Annotated in this window: 13 protein-coding genes and 1 pseudogene; 11 read left to right on the top strand and 3 right to left on the bottom strand. The window is 69.0% G+C overall.

Going from position 1 to position 17,666, the window contains the following annotated elements; genetic code table 11:
- Positions 1–178 precede the first annotated feature (178 nt).
- The gene (locus ACH4ZX_RS00255; protein WP_398265054.1) at positions 179–2,347 is read left to right on the top strand and encodes a SpoIIE family protein phosphatase; all 2,169 of its coding nucleotides are present in this window, start codon (positions 179–181) and stop codon (positions 2,345–2,347) included.
- 329 nt (positions 2,348–2,676) lie between these two features.
- Here ACH4ZX_RS00255 and ACH4ZX_RS00250 read toward each other — a convergent pair whose 3' ends face one another.
- The 3 genes from ACH4ZX_RS00250 to ACH4ZX_RS00240 all read right to left on the bottom strand — a co-directional run bounded on the left by ACH4ZX_RS00250 (position 2,677) and on the right by ACH4ZX_RS00240 (position 5,154).
- Positions 2,677–2,919 (bottom strand): hypothetical protein, encoded by a 243-nt coding sequence (locus ACH4ZX_RS00250; RefSeq protein ID WP_398265051.1) that lies wholly within the window; start codon positions 2,917–2,919, stop codon positions 2,677–2,679.
- Positions 2,920–2,980: 61 nt separating this feature from the next.
- Positions 2,981–3,655, bottom strand: a complete 675-nt coding sequence (gene npdG, locus ACH4ZX_RS00245; protein ID WP_398265048.1) for an NADPH-dependent F420 reductase — start codon at positions 3,653–3,655, stop codon at positions 2,981–2,983.
- A gap of 68 nt (positions 3,656–3,723) precedes the next feature.
- Positions 3,724–5,154 carry an aldehyde dehydrogenase family protein gene (locus ACH4ZX_RS00240; RefSeq protein WP_398265045.1) on the bottom strand — a complete coding sequence of 477 codons (1,431 nt, stop codon included), beginning with the start codon at positions 5,152–5,154 and terminating at the stop codon, positions 3,724–3,726.
- Between the two features lie 157 nt (positions 5,155–5,311).
- On the opposite strand from ACH4ZX_RS00240, the gene ACH4ZX_RS00235 reads away from it, so the two are divergent.
- The 10 genes and pseudogenes from ACH4ZX_RS00235 to cofC all read left to right on the top strand — a co-directional run bounded on the left by ACH4ZX_RS00235 (position 5,312) and on the right by cofC (position 17,541).
- Positions 5,312–6,349, top strand: a complete 1,038-nt coding sequence (locus tag ACH4ZX_RS00235) for a LacI family DNA-binding transcriptional regulator (RefSeq protein WP_398265042.1) — start codon at positions 5,312–5,314, stop codon at positions 6,347–6,349.
- Positions 6,350–6,582: 233 nt separating this feature from the next.
- Positions 6,583–7,088, top strand: a pseudogene (locus ACH4ZX_RS00230) (transposase); the annotation flags it as partial.
- Between the two features lie 238 nt (positions 7,089–7,326).
- Complete coding sequence (locus ACH4ZX_RS00225; RefSeq protein ID WP_398265039.1) at positions 7,327–8,343, top strand: biotin-dependent carboxyltransferase family protein; 1,017 nt, start codon at positions 7,327–7,329, stop codon at positions 8,341–8,343.
- Positions 8,340–9,131 (top strand): LamB/YcsF family protein, encoded by a 792-nt coding sequence (locus tag ACH4ZX_RS00220; RefSeq protein WP_398265036.1) that lies wholly within the window; start codon positions 8,340–8,342, stop codon positions 9,129–9,131. The genes ACH4ZX_RS00225 and ACH4ZX_RS00220 overlap by 4 nt, the downstream gene beginning before the upstream one ends.
- Complete coding sequence (locus ACH4ZX_RS00215) at positions 9,128–9,961, top strand: carboxyltransferase domain-containing protein (protein WP_351898183.1); 834 nt, start codon at positions 9,128–9,130, stop codon at positions 9,959–9,961. Before ACH4ZX_RS00220 ends, ACH4ZX_RS00215 begins: the two co-directional genes overlap by 4 nt.
- Positions 9,962–9,974: 13 nt before the next feature.
- On the top strand, positions 9,975–11,003 hold the full coding sequence (locus ACH4ZX_RS00210) for an LLM class flavin-dependent oxidoreductase (RefSeq protein WP_398265032.1): 1,029 nt from the start codon (positions 9,975–9,977) through the stop codon (positions 11,001–11,003).
- A 41-nt stretch (positions 11,004–11,044) separates the two neighbouring features.
- Positions 11,045–12,202, top strand: a complete 1,158-nt coding sequence (locus tag ACH4ZX_RS00205) for a mandelate racemase/muconate lactonizing enzyme family protein (protein ID WP_398265029.1) — start codon at positions 11,045–11,047, stop codon at positions 12,200–12,202.
- Positions 12,203–12,295: 93 nt separating this feature from the next.
- Entirely contained in the window at positions 12,296–13,612 is a 1,317-nt protein-coding gene (locus ACH4ZX_RS00200) for an aminotransferase class III-fold pyridoxal phosphate-dependent enzyme (protein ID WP_398265026.1), read from the top strand.
- 621 nt (positions 13,613–14,233) lie between these two features.
- Positions 14,234–16,825, top strand: coding sequence for a bifunctional FO biosynthesis protein CofGH (locus ACH4ZX_RS00195; protein ID WP_398265023.1), 2,592 nt, complete (start codon positions 14,234–14,236; stop codon positions 16,823–16,825).
- On the top strand, positions 16,822–17,541 hold the full coding sequence (cofC, locus tag ACH4ZX_RS00190; RefSeq protein ID WP_398265020.1) for a 2-phospho-L-lactate guanylyltransferase: 720 nt from the start codon (positions 16,822–16,824) through the stop codon (positions 17,539–17,541). Before ACH4ZX_RS00195 ends, cofC begins: the two co-directional genes overlap by 4 nt.
- The last annotated feature ends 125 nt before the right edge of the window (positions 17,542–17,666 follow it).

The raw sequence follows: 17,666 nt of genomic DNA, 5'->3' as shown, positions 1-17,666 counted from the left end.
GTCTCCGAAGCCGGGAGTCCTCGGAGACCGTGGCCGGTCATGTCCCGGTCGGAGCGAACAGGGTCTGCCCGTCGAGCGGTCCGGCTGTCGGTTGAGTATGGATTGTCCGCGGTGCATACTGAGGGCTTGGAGATCAGTCCAGGGCCACCCATGCTCCCTCCCAGTGAGGCCGGGCTGTATGAGCGCCGACAACGCTGCCGACGGCGGCCGAGAATCGCACGAGAGGCCACTGCCTCCGACTGTCGCCGGGCAGTCCGTGGCTCTGCCCCCGGACGACCAAGCGGTACTGGACTGGCTCTTCACATCTTCCACGGTCGCGCTCATGGTCTGCGACACGAAGCTGCGGTGCGCTCGCCAGAACGCCGCGATGACCCGCCTGATCGGTTCGGAGACGGACAACCGGGGCAAGCGCTTGACCGATGTCCTGCATAGCCGGGACGCGGCGGCCTGGGAGCGGAGCTTGCGGCAGGCCCTCGCCACCGGTGAGCCCATACGGAACCGGGAGATGCGCGGCCGCGTGCCCGCCGATCGTGAGCACGACCGTGTCTTTTCGGTATCCGCCTCCCCGCTGCGGGACCGTCAGGGGCGCGTGCTGGGCCTGTGCGCCACGGTAGATGACACCACAGAGCAGTACCGCGCCTGCGAGCGGCTGGCCGTGTTGAACGAGGCAGGCACCCGCATCGGCAGCACCCTGAACGTGATGCGCACCGCTCAGGAACTCGCCGATGTGATCCTCCCCTTGCTGCACGCGGACTGGGTCAACGTCGATTTGCTGGACACCCTGCTGGAGGGGGAGGAGCCCGGTCCTTTCACGGGCGCGGTGGCGCTGCGCAGGGTTGCCAACCAGTCGATCCTCCCGGGAGCCCCGGAAGCCCTGTTCCAGCCGGGAGAAGTGGACTTCTACCCCGCGCACGCACCTGCGGTCCGCTGTATGGCGACCGGCCGTTCGATCATCCACCGAGTGACGGACCCCGCGGCGCGCGCCTGGCTGGCCGAAGACCCCGTGCGCGAGGAACCGTACCGGGAGAAGGGATACCAGTGGATACTGGGCGTCCCGGTGTGCGCGCGCGGCACTGTCCTGGGCGTGACCATCATCCTCCGCAGCACTCCGGAGCCGTTCACCGACAGCGACCGCTTGCTGGCCGAGGAGCTGGTCGCCCGGGCCGCGGTGTGTCTGGACAACGCTCGGCGGTTCACGCGCGAGCGCACTGCTGCCCTGGCACTGCAGCACAGCTTGCTGCCTCAGCGGCTGCCGGGGCAGGTGGCGGTCGAGGCCGCTTCCCGCTACCTGCCCGCCGGCGGGCACTCCGGCGTCGGTGGGGACTGGTTCGATGTGATTCCCCTGTCCGGTGCCCGGGTGGCTCTGGTCGTCGGCGATGTCGTCGGCCGCGGTTTGACCGCCGCCGCCACCATGGGGCGGTTGCGCACGGCGGTTCGCACCCTTGCGGACATCGATCTCCCTCCGGAAGAACTGCTCACGCACCTGGATGACGTGGTCATCCGCCTTGCCGGGGAAGACAGTGACGCCCATGCCGACGCCACCGACCTGGGGGCCACTTGCGCGTACGCGGTGTACGACCCGGTTTCCCGCACCTGTGCTCTTGCCCGGGCAGGGCATCCGCCGCCGCTGGCGGTGGCCCCTGACGGATCCGCACAAGTGTTGCGGCTACCTGCCGGACCCCCGCTCGGACTGGGCGGCCTGCCGTTCGAATCCACCGAGGTGGAACTGCCTGAAGGCAGCCTGCTCGCTCTGTACACCGACGGCCTGCTCGACGCCCACGTCCGTGACCTCGATGAGGGGCTGAAGCGACTGTGTACCGCGCTCGCCCGGCCTGCACCCTCGCTGGACGCCCTGTGCGACCGCGTGCTCAAGGAGCTGCTTCCGGCCAAGCACGCCGACGATGTCGCTCTGATCCTCGCCCGCATCCGCGCCCTGAGTGCAGACCAGGTCGCCACGCTGGACGCCCCGGCAGATCCGGCTGCTGTCGGCGACGCCCGCGCCTGGGCCGGGGACCGGCTGGCAGCCTGGGGACTGACGGAGCTGGGCTTCGTGACTGAACTGGTGGTGAGCGAGCTGGTCACCAATGCTCTCCGGTATGGCAAACCGCCCATCCAGGTTCGGCTGATCAAGGTCGACACGCTGATCTGCGAGGTGTCCGACGCCAGCAGCACCGCCCCGCACCTGCGCCGGGCACGCCTGACCGACGAGGGGGGCCGGGGCCTGCTGTTGGTCGCCCAGCTGACCCACCGCTGGGGCACCCGGCACACCCGCCTGGGCAAGACCATCTGGTGCGAACAGGTCCTCCCTGACCTGAGCACCGCTTCGGGGCATTGCCAAGCCGAGTGACGGCGTCGGTCCTGGGCGGTCGTCCGGTTGGTCGATCGGTCGGGGAGGACCGGTTGTGGAGACTGCCGAGCCGGCGATGTCATACATGGGGCACCGGTTCCCGGCCGGGACGATCTCCCACGCGGTGGAGCCCTGTCACCGCGTCCCGCTCGGTTACACCGAAGCCGGAGAACCGCTCCTGCCGGGGAATGGCCGTCTCCCACGACACCGTTTGGCAGTGCTGCGGCCGGTTCGGCCCCAGTACACCGCAGCGTTGCGCCCCGGCCGGCCGCGGGCCGGGGACAAGGGTGTCCCGAGGAGGTCTTCACGGAGATAGCCGGGGTGCGCGACTACGCGTAACGGGCCGTCGGCCGGGACTGCACCGCGCCGGACTTCATGCCGCGGTCCGAGCCGGACGCGAAAGCGGCGCAGCGGTTCACGACGAAGCTGATGGAGAAGCAGCGCCAGGTGCCCTGGGTGCCGGTCGCCGACAAGCCGAAGACCTGCGGCACCGCCCACCGGGAGCTGATCTCCTCGGTCGAGCACCGCTCGCACAAGGGCCTGCAGCCGGGCGGAGAACTGTGGTCGGCCACCTCGGCGGGATCGGGACTGTCGCGCTGTTCCGCACGAAGGGCTCGGCATACCGGACGGACGTCATCGGTCCAGGTCTGTCACCCGGATCCCGGAGTGAGCCTTGTAGCGCCGGTTCATGCTGATCAGGTTGGCGGTCAGTGCCTCCACCTGGTGCGCATTGCGCAGGCGTCCGCCGTACACGCCGCGAACGCCGGGGATCAGGTCGGCAAGGCTCTGCACGAGGTCGGTCGCCTCGCGGTCGTCGCCCAGCACGAGCACGTCCGTGTCCACTTGGGCGGCCTCGGGATCCTCGAGGAGCACCGCGCTGACGTTGTGGAACGCCCCTACGACCGTGCTGTCGGGAAGCAGAGCGGCGGCCTGCTGTGCGGCCGAGCCTTCGTCGACCTTCAGCGCGAAGGGGCCTTGCTTGTCGAAGCCGAGAGGGTTCACACAGTCGACCACCACCTTGCCGGCGAGCTGGCCACGCATCTCGGCCAGGAGCTCACCATGTCCTTCCCAGGGGACGGCGACCACGACGATGTCGCCTGCTTCGGCAGCACCGCGATTGTCGAGGCCGGTCACGTCGCCGCCGGTGGCGGCGGCAAGCGCCGTGGCAGTGTCGGCTGCCCGTTCCGCACTGCGGCTGCCGATGACCACCTTCACCCCGGCGCTGGCGAAGCGGCGGGCCAGTCCACGTCCCTGGGGGCCCGTTCCCCCGAGCACTGTCACGACACGATCTGCGAGGAGAGAGAGCATGCGGGATTTCCTTGAGTCGGATTGGAGCTGCGGCCGCCGGCGCGGCACGGTGCCGCGCGGGGCCGAGTTCAGGCGATTTTGATAGTGACGGTTTTGGTCTGTACGTAGTGGTGAACTGCCTCCAGCCCCTTCTCGCGGCCGTAGCCGCTGTTCTTGAACCCGCCGAACGGTGTCTCCACACCCCCGGCGAAGTACTGGTTCACGAACACCTGGCCGGCCTCGAGTCGAGCAGCGACCCGGTGCGCCCGGCCCAGGTCATTGGTCCAGATGCCGGCCGCCAGTCCGTACTCGGAGTCGTTGGCGATGGCAACCGCCTGGTCCTCGCCGTCGAAGGGCAGAACGACGAGAACGGGGCCGAAGATCTCCTCGCGCGCCACGCGCATGCCCGGGGTCACTTCAGTCAGGAGCACTGGTGCCTTGAACTGCGCGTTGCCGGTGAGCGCGTCGGGGACCGAGCCACGGAACGCGACGTGGCAGCCTTCCCTTCTGGCGAGCTCTTCGTACTCGGCGACGAGCTTCGCCTGGGATGCGGTGGTCAGCGGACCCATCTGGGGGTCTTCCACTCCGGGCCCGATCGCCATCGCCGAGAGCCGCTCCACCAGAAGCCGCACGAACTCGTCGTGCACGGCCCGGGAGACCAGGAGCCGGGATCCCGCGGAGCAGATCTGACCGCTGTTCAGGAAGGCCGCGGTGATGGTGGAGTCGGCGGCGGCGGCGAGGTCGGCGTCGGCGAAGACGATGTTGGGCGACTTGCCGCCGAGCTCCAGCGTGGCCGGGATCAACTTCTCGGCGGCCAGGTGGGCCACCCTGCGGCCGGTCGCCACCGAACCGGTGAAGACCACTTTGCGGACGAGGCCGTGGCTGATGAGGGCCTCGCCCACCGACGAACCCGGGCCCGGGACGACGTTGAGTGTGCCGTCGGGAAGTCCGGCTTTCGAGGCGATGGCCGCTAGCTCCAGGCAGGTCAGTGGCGTCTCCATGGCCGGCTTGACGACAGCGGAGTTGCCGGCCACCAGTGCGGGCGCGATACCGCGAGCGGCCTGCTGGAGAGGTGCGTTCCACGGCACGATGTGGCCGGTCACACCGAAAGGCTCGCTCCGGGTATAGGACAGGTAGCCGTCTCCGAGGGGGATGGTCTCCCCCTGGATCTTGTCGGCGAAACCGCCGTAGTACTCGAAGTAGCGTGCCGCCAGCTCGACGTCGCCGCCTGCCTGACTGATCGGCTTGCCGTTGTCACGGGTCTCCAGGTGAGCCAGACGCTCGCTGTCCCGGCGCAGCAGTTCGGCGATCCGCAGCATGATGCGACCGCGTTCAGCCGGCTTGAGGGCCGCCCAGGCGCGCTGGCCCCGGGCGCTCGAGATCACAGCCCGGTCCACATCGGCGGGCGTCGCCTCGCTGACCCGGGCGACCACGTCCCCGGTGGCGGGATCCCGGGTGTCGAACCACCCGCCCTCGGACGAGGGGCTCCATCTCCCGTCGATGAACAGCTCGTACTGCATCAGCCCTCCTCGCTTTCCCTTTGGAATCGATTCCATTACACTAGCGGCAGGCAGTCGGTGACGCAACGTCGCGGGACTGCGGAAAATTGCCGCTAGGCTCGGGGGGATTCGAGGACATCGAACGTGAGCCGCAGTGCAGGGAGAGGAGAGCAGAGCGATGGCTGGGTCAGGGGGAGGCCGCGGCAAGCAGGCACGCAAGCCCGTCATCAAAGATGTCGCCCAGCACGCGGGGGTCGCGCCTTCGTCCGTGTCCCGCGCCCTGTCCGGGCATCCATCGGTCAGCGCCAGCCTGCGGGCGAAGGTGATGGCGTCGGCGCACGCGGTCGGCTACACGCCCGACCTCCTGGCCCAGGCGTTGCGCAGACAGCGGAGCAAGACCGTGGGCTTTGTCGTGAGCGACATCTCCAACCCGCTGATCTCCGAAATCGTCTCCGGTGCCGAGCAACGGCTGCGCCAGGCCGAGTACTCCCTGCTCCTCACGAACTCCGAGGGCCAGGCCGAGCGGGACGAAGCCCACATCCGGCTGCTCGAGCGCCGGAGGGTGGACGGGTTGCTGCTCTTGCTGTCGAGCGAGGAGCACCCTCAGACCGTGGCGGCGCTCGAGGAGCGAGTCGAGCCGGTCGTGCTCATCGATCGACAGCTCGATGGCGAGATCGAGGGCGGTGCGGTCCTCTCCGACCATGCGAGCGGAATGCTGGCCGCCGTGCAACATCTGTTCAAGATCGGCCACACCCGCATCGGACTCATGGTAGGGCGCAACGTGCGGCCGGCGAAGGAGCGCGTGCGTGCACTCAAGCAGGCGTACGACGAGGCCGGCATTCCACCCCGGTACGCCCTCGAGGTCAACATACCGCTGGACGCCGACCGCGCCCGGGCCGCCACTCGCCGCCTGGTGGAGCCGCCGAACGCCTGTACCGCACTCATCGTGGGGTCGAATCAGCTTCTGCCCTGGGCTCTGAGCGCGCTACGCGATCTCGGCCTTCAATTCGGCCGGGACCTTGCAGTCGTCACCTGCGACCGCACCGCCGTCACGGACGTGATCCACCCCGAGATCGCAGCCGTCCACCGCGACAACCGCGCGGTCGGCTACCAGGCTGCCGACCTGCTGCTCGCGCTGCTCAACGGCGAGGCGCCACATCAGGTGCTGCTCCCCACCGAGTTCTCCGCAGGTGAGACCTGCTGCCCGCCACACTGAAACCTGGCAGTCCCCAGCCTCGGGCTTTCGCGAGTGCGGCTGTCCGGGAACTTGTTCGAATAAGCGGAGAGCGCCGCTGAACCGCAACGAACTCTCCAGGGGAAGAAGCACAGCGCGTCGTACCCGCGCGTCCGGGACGAGGGCGGCGGCCGGGCCGTGGTCTCACAGCGCGGGTTCGGCGCTGCTGGTCGAGACGGTCCGCAAGACCGGCCTTGACCAGGCTGTATCCACACGCCGAACTCACTGGCCGCCTGCCCGGCGGATGACCCAGGGGCATGCGGCTGGTCATCCGAAAGGAACGGCCGCGCCCCGGGGCCCGGTCGAGAATCACGGACGTGGACGGCATGCGGATCACCGCTTCGCCACCAACACCGCCGATCCGCCCATCGCCGGACTCGAACTCCGCCACCGGCCGCCGACCCGTGCCGAGGACCGCACCCGGGCCGCGCGCTCGACCGGCCCGCGCGACCTGCCGCCGCACGACACCGCGCAGCAGCAGGTCTGACTGGAGATCGTCCAGATCCCGCTGGACCTGCCGGCCTGGATGCCCGTGCGCGCCCTGACTGGCACAGCCCGTCCCCGGGAACCCCGCCGCCTGCGGTTCCGCCTGTTCACCGCCGCCGGACACCTGGTAACCACCGGCCGTCGCCACATCCTCCGCCTCGCCGCCCACCGGCCCTGGACACGCGACATCACCGCCGCTCGCGAACGGCTCACCCTCCTGCCGAACCCTGGATGAACAGCGGAGTCCCGTCCCGACGAGCAGCGGCCTCTCCCCCGGAGCAGTGGAACCCAGCGCCTCCCGGGAACGTCAGCCGGACCACAGCTCTGCCCACCACCCGGCACTGAACGCGAAACGGTCCGCCGACTCCGTCGATGGACCGTCACAAAAGATCGAGGCCGGCTTTCACAGATCGCCGTTGACAGGTAGAAGTGCTGTCCCTACGCTGAGGAATCGATTCCAAGGAGATATTATCATGGTCAGATCAGCGACCGTCATCAAGCCCGGCACGCTGACCTCCGTACAGGATGCGGGCCGTCCCGGCTACCTCGGCAAGGGCATCGCGCCGGGGGGCGCCATGGACAATGCCGCCTTCCGCGCTGCGAACCTCCTCGTCGGGAACGAGGCCGGGTCCCGGGTCCTCTCACACGGGCCGCGCGGGGCCGCCGTCCTCGAGTGCACCATCTCCGGTCCTGAGCTCCGTTTCGACTCCGACGTGGTGGTGGCTGTGACGGGCGGCGAGTGCACTCCCAGGGTGGGCAAGGACACCGTGCAGATGTGGACGCCGTTCACGGTGCCCGCCGGCCAGCCCCTCGCGCTCGGGGCCATCCGGCGCGGGCTCCGCTCGTACGTGGCGGTCCAGGGAGGCTTCGACGTGCCGGTGTACCTGGGCAGCCGTTCCACGATGGTGGCGGCCGGACTCGGAGGGCATGAGGGCCGGGCGCTTCGGACAGGTGATGTCCTGCGGGTCGGTGACCCGCAGGGTCAGGCCACAGCGGGCCGGCGGTTCCCTCCTCTGCCCCTGCCGGGCCCTGAGGAGCCGTGCCGTGTCCGGGTGCTCGCCGGCCCGCAGGAAGACCGCTTCGAGGACGAAAGCGTCGCCGCGTTCCATGAGTCCGAGTGGACCCTCACGCCGATGACCAACCGGATGGGGAGCCGGTTCTCCGGACCGGCCCTGCGATTCAGGCCTCGCCCGTCGTACCTGGACCGCCAGGCAGGCGCGAACGACTCCAACATCGTCGACGACATCATCCCGTACGGCGGCATCCAGTGCCCGGACGGTGCTGCCTCGATCGTCATGAACAGCGAGCATCCCACCGCCGGTGGCTACGCCAAGATCGCCACGGTCATCTCCGCGGACATGCGCCTCATCGCCCAGATGAGGCCGGGGCAGAAGGCGGTCTTCGTGCGGGTGGCTCGCGAGGAGCTCCCGGCGATCCGCCGCGACAACGACGACCTCGTCAACCTCTCGAGACTGGAGGACGCAAGTTGAGCACGACACGGACGCTGGACGTCAACTGCGATCTGGGGGAAAGCTTCGGCAACTGGAGGATGGGCCAGGACGAGGCCATCATGCCGATGATCAGCACCGCGAACGTGGCTTGCGGCTTTCACGCCGGCGACCCGGTGACACTCATCGACACAGTCCGGCTCGCCGAATTCCACGGACTTGCCGTCGGTGCGCACCCGGGCCTCCCGGACCTTCTCGGGTTCGGCCGTCGACGCATGGCGATCACGCCGGGGGATGCCTACGCCCTGGTCGTCTACCAGGTGGGGGCGCTGCAGGCGGGATTGGCTACGCAGGGCATGACGCTCCACCATGTGAAGCCTCACGGCTCCTTCATGTCGATGGTGATGTACGAGCAGGACATCGCCGACGCCGTCATGGCGGCCGTTCGGGACACCTGCCAGAGCCCGATGGTCTACGTCACCGCCCCGGCGAGTGGAACCGCTTTGGAGGCTGCCGCCGAGGCTTGCGGCGTCCGTGTCGTGGAGGAGCTCTACCCAGACCTCTCCTACGCCGACGACGGCGCGGTCATCGTGCAGCGCAAGAAGCTCAAGACCGATGTTGACAAGGCCAAGGACCAGTTGCGCCGCTATCTCCACGACGGTGAGGTGCTCAGCGTCAACGGCAAGCCGATCCGGCTCCGTGCCGAGAGCCTGTGCGTCCACGGCGACGGGCCGAACGCACTTGAGGTGGTCACCGGCCTGCTCGAGGTGCTGCGTGAGGAAGGCATCGAGATCCGCGCGATCGCCCGAGCTCCGGAGCGCATGGCATGAGGCACGAGACCCCGCTGGTACGCGTGCTCAGCGACGGCTACGTCACCGTCGAGTACAGCGACGTCATCGACCTGGGCGACAACGTCCGCATCCAAGGCACTGCCAAGCTGCTGACCGACATGGATGTGCCCGGCGTGATCGAGGTGGTTCCCCATCTGCGCAGTCTCGCGGTGGTGTTCGACGACACGGAGGTCGATGAGCGCTACCTGCTGGCGGCCGTTCGGGAAGCCGTTGCGGGCGCGGAGGAGGTCGACAGGGTCACCTCACGGCTCTTCCGGCTGCCGGTCTGGTACGACGACCCGTTCTCGCGGGCGACCGCCGAGCACTTCAAGGTGGAGAACAACCTCGAGTATGTGGCTAGGATCAACGGACTCTCGCCGGAACAGGCGATCGAGCACCACACCGGGACCGACTTCTGGGTTGCGGCGGTGGGTTTCGTCCCCGGCTGTTTCTGGGCGGTCGCGCTCCACCAGAGCCTTGCCCTGACCGCTCCGAAGTATCTGCAGCCACGGGACCGTACGCCCTCCCGGACGGTGGCGCTGGCCGGGCTCACCACGACCATCTACCCGTACCCGGGGCCGGGAGGCTACCAGTGCATCGGCCGCTGCGCGGTCGATGTCTACCGGAGCCGGCCGGACGATTCGGGACTCTTCGGCGAGGACGGCGTTCTGGTGCGGGCCGGGGACCGCCACCGCTACTACGCAGTGGATGCCCTGGAGTACGAGGCGATCCGCCAGCAGGTTCACGCCGGCACCTACCGCTACGACATCACAGAGGAGGAGCTCAGCGTCAGTGATCTCCTCAGCCATGCCAACGACAAGCCCATCTGAAAGGAAACCCGCCGTGAAGTTCGGCCTCATGTACAGCTTCGTCGTCCCGCCTGACTCCGGGTACACCAACCTGGACGCCTACAGGGAGATGGACGACCTGCTCCCGCTCGCCGAAGAGCTCGGGTTCGATGCGTTCCACACCACAGAACACCACTTCCAGTTCAACGGCTGGGCGCCCAGCCCGCTGGTGGTGCTCGCGAAGGCTGCCGGACTCACCAAGCGCATGCGCCTGGTGACCAACATCCTCATCATCCCTCTGTACCACCCGCTTCGCCTCGCCGAGGATGTCGCTACTCTCGACAACCTGTCCGAGGGCCGGGTCACCCTGGGCGTCAGCCCCGGCTACGTCTCCGAGGAACTCGCCGCGTTCGGCGTCCCCTCCAAGGAGCGCTTCGGCCGTTACGAGGAAGCGCTGGACCTCATGGAACTCGCCTGGAAGGGCGAGGAATTCACCTGGGAAGGCAAGTACTTCCAGATCCCGAAGGCAAAGGTGGTACCCAAGCCGGTCCAGGACCGAATTCCCATTTGGTACGGCGTCTCGGGTCCCAAGCTCCTGCAACGGGCCGCAGAGCGGCGTGTCCCGGTCACGGCATCCCCGCGGCACACCGTCGACGAGCTGATCGGACACTTCGAGCACTACGGCGACGTAGCGGCCCGGATCGGCTACACGCCCACCGAGCGGCCGATCATTCGCGAGGTGTTCATCGCGCCCACGACCTCGGAGGCCGAGCGCCTCGCCGGACCCGCCGTCACCCACCTGTTCAGCCTGTACGGCAAGAAGTCCGCCCAGGGTGAGCGGGACCTTCGCAACGACCGCGGCGAGCTGATCACGGACGCGTCCATGGTCGACTTCCGCACCTTCAGCTCCCGATATGTGATCGGCGACCCGCAGACGGCGATCCAGGAGATCAAAAAGCTCCAGGAGCGCGTGCAGCCCACGGAACTGATCTGCCGGATGCAACTGCCCGGCATCCCCACCAAGGACCTGGAGCGGTCGATCCGGCTGTTCGCCGAAGAAGTCATGCCCGCCTTCAACGCCTGATCCCCCAGCCTCCGGACAACTCGAGTAAAGAAGGAGAACACGTGTCTCAGGAAATCGATTCCACTACTGCGGTCCAGGATCCGGCGCTCAACAGCCTCACCATCGAGGCGGTCGAGACCACGGCCATCCGTGTGGAGCTGCCCCGCGTCTACAAGGGCAGTCAGTACCAGATGACGCACCGGTCCACGATCATCGTCAGGGTGCACTGCTCCGGCGGCCTCGTCGGTGAGGCATACGCCGGCGACGAGGACAAAACGCTCTTCGAGATCGAGTCGATCATCAATGAGGAACTGAGTCCCAAGCTGCTGGGCATGGACGCCATGGCAACCGAGCTGTGCTGGCAGACGATGCGGCCGGCCACGTTCGACATCTTGCGGGACCGGCGTCTCGGGCTCGTGGCCTCGGCGGCGCTGGACGCTGCTCTCTGGGACGCGGTCGGCAAGAACCTCGGCCAGCCGCTGTGGCGTCTCTGGGGCGGTTACCGCAACCGGATCCAGATGATCTCCATCGGCGGCTACTACGACTCCGAGATGTCGATCGAGGAGGAGATCGAGTACCTGCGCTCGCGTGAGCTTGCCGGCATCAAGTTCAAGGTCGGTGGGCTCACCCCCGCGGAGGACGCCGAGCGCTTCATCCGCGCCCGGCGGGCGGCCGGCCCGGACTTCGTGATGGCAGCCGACGCCAACCAGGGCTGGTCTCCGGCCGAGGCGGTCGAGTTCGCCAAGCGGGTCGAGGACTACGACCTCCGCTGGTTCGAGGAGCCGTGCGGCTGGCAGAACGACCGGCTCGCAATGCGCGACGTGCGGCTGAAGACCGGAGCCCAGGTCTGTGCCGGACAGAGCGAGCTGTCCGCGGCAGCGTGTCGGCTGCTGATGGAGTCGGGTTCCATCGACGTGTGCAACTTCGACTCCTCCTGGTCCGGCGGGCCCACGGAGTGGCGTCGCGCCGCTGCCGTGGCGGCGCTGTGCGACGTGCAGATGGGCCATCACGAGGAGCCGCAGGTGTCCTCCCACCTGCTCTGCTCCATCCCGCACGGAACCTACGCCGAGTGCTTCCACCCCGAGCGCGACCCCATCTGGTGGAACCTCATCGCCAATCGGCCCAAGCTCGAGCGGGGATGGATGACACTCAGCAGCGAGCCGGGCCTCGGCTGGGAGCTGGACGAGGACTACATCGACGCTCACCGGGTGTCTGCCTGACTCCGGTCATTTCTGCCGCACCCCGAGATCACGAGAGGACTGACGACCATGAACAACCCCGGTGCAGCCGACTCGCCGGCGTGGCATGTCTGGATGCCTTTCAAGCCACCGTTCACGCCGACGTCCGAGCTGCCGCTCCGGATGGTCCGCGGCGAGGGCTGCTACCTGTACGACGACGAGGGCAACCGGTACCTCGACTCTTTCGCCTCTATCTGCTCGGTGGCCCTGGGCCACGGTCGGGCCGACCTCGTGGAAGCGGGCCTGGCTCAGGCGCGTGAGGTGGGCTACTCGCAGATGTGGAACTTCCGCAACAAGCCCGCCGAGGACCTGGCGGCATTCATCGCCGAACGGGCTCCCGAGGGGATGGACCGGGTTTTCTTCACCAGCGGTGGGAGTGAGGCGGTCGAGTCGGCCATCAAGCTGGCGCGGCAGTACTTCCGCCTGCGCGGAAAGCCGTCCAAGACCAAGATGGTCGCTCGGCGGACGGCCTATCACGGTACGACGATGGGTGCGCTCTCCCTCACCGGTCTGACCCCGATCCGCACGCCGTACGAGCCGATGCTGGGCGGAGCCAGGCACGTGCCGAACACCAACACCTACCGGCTGGAGGAAGGCCTCGATCCGTCCTGGTACGCCGAGGAGATCCGGCGGCAGATACTTGCCGAGGGGCCTGACACGGTCGCGGCCGTCTTTCTGGAGCCGGTACAGAACGCCGGCGGCTGCATCCCGCCACCGGACGGCTACTTCAAGCGCGTGCGTGAGATCTGCGACGAACTCGACGTGCTTCTCGTCAGCGACGAGGTCATCTGCGCCTGGGGGCGTCTGGGTGACTGGTTCGGCGCCGGCAGGCTCGGCTACCAGCCCGATCTGATCACTGCGGCCAAGGGACTGACCAGTGGTTACGCCCCGCTCGGCGCTCTGGTCGTCTCCAAGAAGATCGCCGAGGCGTTCGCCGCGGGGAGTACTCCTTTCCTCCACGGATACACGTTCTCCGGCCACCCCGTCGTGTGTGCGATCGGTCTGGCCGCGTCGCGGGCCATGGAGGAGGAAAACGTACTGGAGAACGTGCGTGTCCACGAGGACCGCCTGAGCGAGATCCTTGCCAGGCTCCGCGACATCCCCATCGTCGGCGACAGCCGAGGTATGGGCTACTTCCAGGCGCTGGAATTCGTCAAGGACAAGTCGACGAAGACCAGCTTCCGGCCTGACGAGGCGATCGCTCTGACCCAGCGGATCACCGCTCTGTCGCTCGAGCACGGCATGATCGCCAGATCCGACGTCCGCGGCGAGCCGGTCCTCCAGGTCGCGCTCCCGCTGATCGCCGGGGACGCCGAGCTCGACGAGCTCGCCGGCATCCTCGAGCGCGTCCTGACGCAGGTCTCCGACGAATTCACAGGCGGTCGCGGATGACCAGCGCGGCCGGCGCTGCCGCGTCATCGGCTTCGCCATGAACCGAGACGCCGCTTCCGCCTCCCGCTCGCGCTGCAGCAGGAGGTCCGGCGCGGTCCCTGCCTCGGTCGACGACCCGCCGCAGGCGTTACCACGCCTCGTTGATCCTCAACAACACCCCGTCCGGGTACCGTTCGCGTCCGTCCTGCGGCTTGCGGCGGCGCAGGACGGACACGTACGGGGCCCGGACCGGTCACACCACTGACGGACCGCCTCGTGGGAGACCGTGCCCCCGCAGACCGGAAAGCAGCACCCCGGCTCCACGGAACGACAGCGGGAGCGGTGACACAACCACACCGCAGGGGGAAGGCGGCCCTTGCCGGGCACCGGAAGTCCTTGTCCGGCACCACCGCGACGGCCTCCGCCAAGGCCGCCCTCCCCCACCCGCCCGAACGATCTGGATGATCACACAGGCCGACCGCCGTCACGGCCGTGCCCAGCACGCAGCCGAACATGTTTCCCTGACAGGAAGTCCCCCATGACGCAGACAGCCGCCGCCGGAACGCCGGCCGCCGCCATCCACCGGGTCGCCGTCCAGGCAGAACCCTCTCCGGGCGAAGGCGAGACTCGCAGGAGGCAGCCGTGACGCGCCCGCCTTCCGCGGCCCCGTCGCCGGGCGGGATGCGCCGTGCGCTCAGCCGCGCCCGCGCCGGCGTCGCGCTGGACGTGGCGGAGGCGGCCATGCTGCTCCAGGCGCGCGGCCGGGATCTGGAGGAACTGACCGCGGTCGCCGCCCGGGTGCGGGACACGGGCCTGGAAGAGGCCGGCCGCCCCGGCGTCATCACCTACTCCCGCAGCGTCTTCGTTCCCCTCACCCGACTGTGCCGGGACAAGTGCCGCTACTGCACCTTCGCGACCGTGCCCGGCAGACTGCGCCGGCAGGGCAGCAGCGGCATGTACCTCTCACCGGACGAGGTGCTGGCGATCGCCCGCCGCGGTGGCGAACTGGGTTGCAAGGAGGCGTTGTTCACACTCGGTGACCGGCCGGAGGAGCGCTGGCCGGAGGCACGCGAGTGGCTCGACGCGCACGGCTACGACGACACGCTCGCCTATGTCCGCGCGATGGCGATCCGGGTGCTCGAGGAGACGGGCCTGCTGCCGCACCTCAACCCGGGCGTGATGTCGTGGACGGACCTGCAGCGGCTCAGACCGGTCGCGGCGTCCATGGGCATGATGCTGGAGACGACCGCCGACCGCCTGTGGTCCGATCCGGGCGGGCCGCACCACGGGTCACCGGACAAGGCGCCGGCCGTGCGGCTGCGGGTGCTGGAGGACGCGGGCCGCTGCAATGTGCCGTTCACCACCGGCATCCTCATCGGCATCGGCGAGACACACGCCGAGCGGGCCGAGTCGCTGTTCGCCATCCGCACCGTGGCCCGTAGCTATCACGGCATCCAGGAAGTCATCATCCAGAACTTCCGCGCCAAACCAGACACGGCGATGCGGGGAATTCCCGATGCCGAGCTGGACGACCTGGTCGCGACCGTCGCCGTGGCGCGGCTGATACTCGGTCCTTCGGCCCGAATCCAGGCGCCGCCGAACCTGGTGGGCGGTGAGTACGCCCGTATGATCGCGGCCGGGATCGACGACTGGGGCGGGGTCTCCCCGCTCACCCCGGATCATGTCAACCCCGAGTGTCCCTGGCCGCAGATCGACCAGCTCGCCGCACGGACCGCTCAGGCAGGCTTCACGTTGCGCGAGCGTCTCCCGGTCTACCCCGATTTCGTCCGGCGCGGCGAGCAGTGGCTCGACCCGCGCCTCGTTGCACACGTCACCGCGCTCGCCGACCCCCGTACCGGCCTGGCCAACGAGGACGCGGTGCCCTCTGGCCTGCCTTGGCAGGAGCTGGCGGATGCCTTCGCCGCCACCGGGCGCACCGATCTGCACCGCAGCATCGACACCCAGGGCCGCACCGCCGGCCGTCGCGCCGACTTCGACGAGGTCTACGGGGACTGGGAGACCCTGCGCAGGCAGGCAGCGGCCGGCCTCTCACCCCGGTGGACCGGGCTCGCGGCAGAGATGCGCTCCGCGCTCGCCACCGCTGCCGACGACCCGGCCCGGCTGACCGACTCCGAGGCGCTCGCCCTGCTCCACGCCGACGGCCCGGCCCTGGACGCGCTCTGCTCGATCGCCGACGACGTGCGGCGCTCCGCGGTCGGCGACGAGGTCACCTACGTCGTCACCCGGAACATCAACTTCACCAACGTCTGCTACACGGGCTGCCGCTTCTGCGCCTTTGCCCAGCGGCGCACCGACGCCGACGCCTACACCCTCTCCCTCGACCAGGTCGCCGACCGCGCCCAACAGGCGTGGGAGGTCGGCGCCACCGAGGTCTGCATGCAGGGCGGCATCCACCCGGATCTGCCCGGTACCGCCTACTTCGACATCGCGCACGCGGTCAAGGAACGGGTGCCGGGGATGCACGTGCACGCATTCTCGCCGATGGAGGTGGTCAACGGGGCGACGCGCACCGGGATGCCGATCCGCGACTGGCTGCAGGCGGCCAGGGAAGCCGGCCTCGACACCATCCCCGGTACGGCCGCGGAGATCCTCGACGACGAGGTGCGCTGGGTGCTGACCAAGGGCAAGCTGCCCACTGCGACCTGGATCGAGGTGATAACCGCCGCGCACGAGCTCGGCATCCGCTCCTCGTCGACCATGATGTACGGGCATGTCGACCAGCCCCGGCACTGGCTCGGCCACCTTCGGCTGCTCGCCAGGATCCAGCAGGAGACCGGCGGCTTCACCGAGTTCGTCACCCTGCCCTTCATCCACACCAACGCCCCCGTCTACCTTGCCGGTATCGCCCGGCCGGGCCCCACCCGTCGCGACAACCGCGCGGTGACGGCCATGGCCCGGCTGCTCCTGCATCCTCACATCCCCAACATCCAGACGAGCTGGGTGAAACTCGGTACCGAGGGTGCGGCCGACATGCTGCGCTGCGGTGCCAACGACCTGGGCGGCACGCTGATGGAGGAGACCATCTCCCGGATGGCAGGCTCCAGTTACGGTTCCTACCGGTCGATCCGCGATCTGGAGGCGATCGCTGAGGCGGCCGGCCGACCGGCCCGCCAGCGCGACACGGTCTACGGCCCGGTGCCGCCCGAGCGGGTCGCCGCCGCGCTCGCCTCGGACGGGCACCTGCCCGAACTCCTTCCCATCGTCGGCTCATGACCGCGCCGTGGGCCGTGGTGATGCCGGTCAAGGCGTTCGCGGCTGCCAAGTCCCGGCTGCGTCCGCGGGCAGGCTGTCGCCGTGAGGAGCTGGCGCGCGCCTTCTTCCTGGACACCCTGAGCGCGGTCCTGCGTGCCGATGGCGTCCGCCGGGTGATCGTCGTGACGGACGATGCCGAAGCCTGCTCCGCGGCGGCGTCCATGGGCGCGCTGACCGTGGATGACCGGCCGAGGGAAGGGCTCAACGCGGCCGTCCTCAAAGGGCTGTACCGCGCGAGGAGTCTTCAGCCCCAGGCCGCGGTCGCCGCAGTGGCCGCCGACCTGCCGGCCTTGAAGCCGGCCGAGTTCAGTCGGCTGCTGGACGAAGCCCTGAGGCGTCCGCGGTCGTTCCTCGCGGATCACACCGGCCGCGGCACCACTGTCCTGACCGCCGCGCCGGGCCGGCCGCTGCGCCCCTCCTTCGAGGGGTGCTCCAGGCGCCGTCACCGGCTGGGCGGTGCCTGGGAGATCACCGGTCCCTGTTATCCCAGTGCGCGGCTCGATGTCGACACCGCTGACGACCTGTACGTCGCCCAGCGCCTGGGGCTCGGCCGGCACACCCGTCTGGTCCTGTCCGCACCCGTCGAACGGGCCGCAGGGCTGTGCGCCGCCCCCCTGGTGACTCCCGCGCGGCTGCCGCGGGACCACCCGCGGGCCGAGGCCGGTCCGCCCTCCTGAGGAACTGCGCTGCCGGGGTTTCGGAACGCCGTTGCGGATCCGTCCGTAAGTGCGGCACACATGCGCCCAGTCCGCCGTCACGTCCCGCAGCGACGAGGCGGACGGCGCCGCGGCCTCCACGGTGT

Source organism: Streptomyces sp. NPDC020490, from assembly GCF_044335305.1.
GTDB lineage: Bacteria > Actinomycetota > Actinomycetes > Streptomycetales > Streptomycetaceae > Streptomyces.
This window is presented reverse-complemented; position numbering and strand designations above follow the sequence as displayed.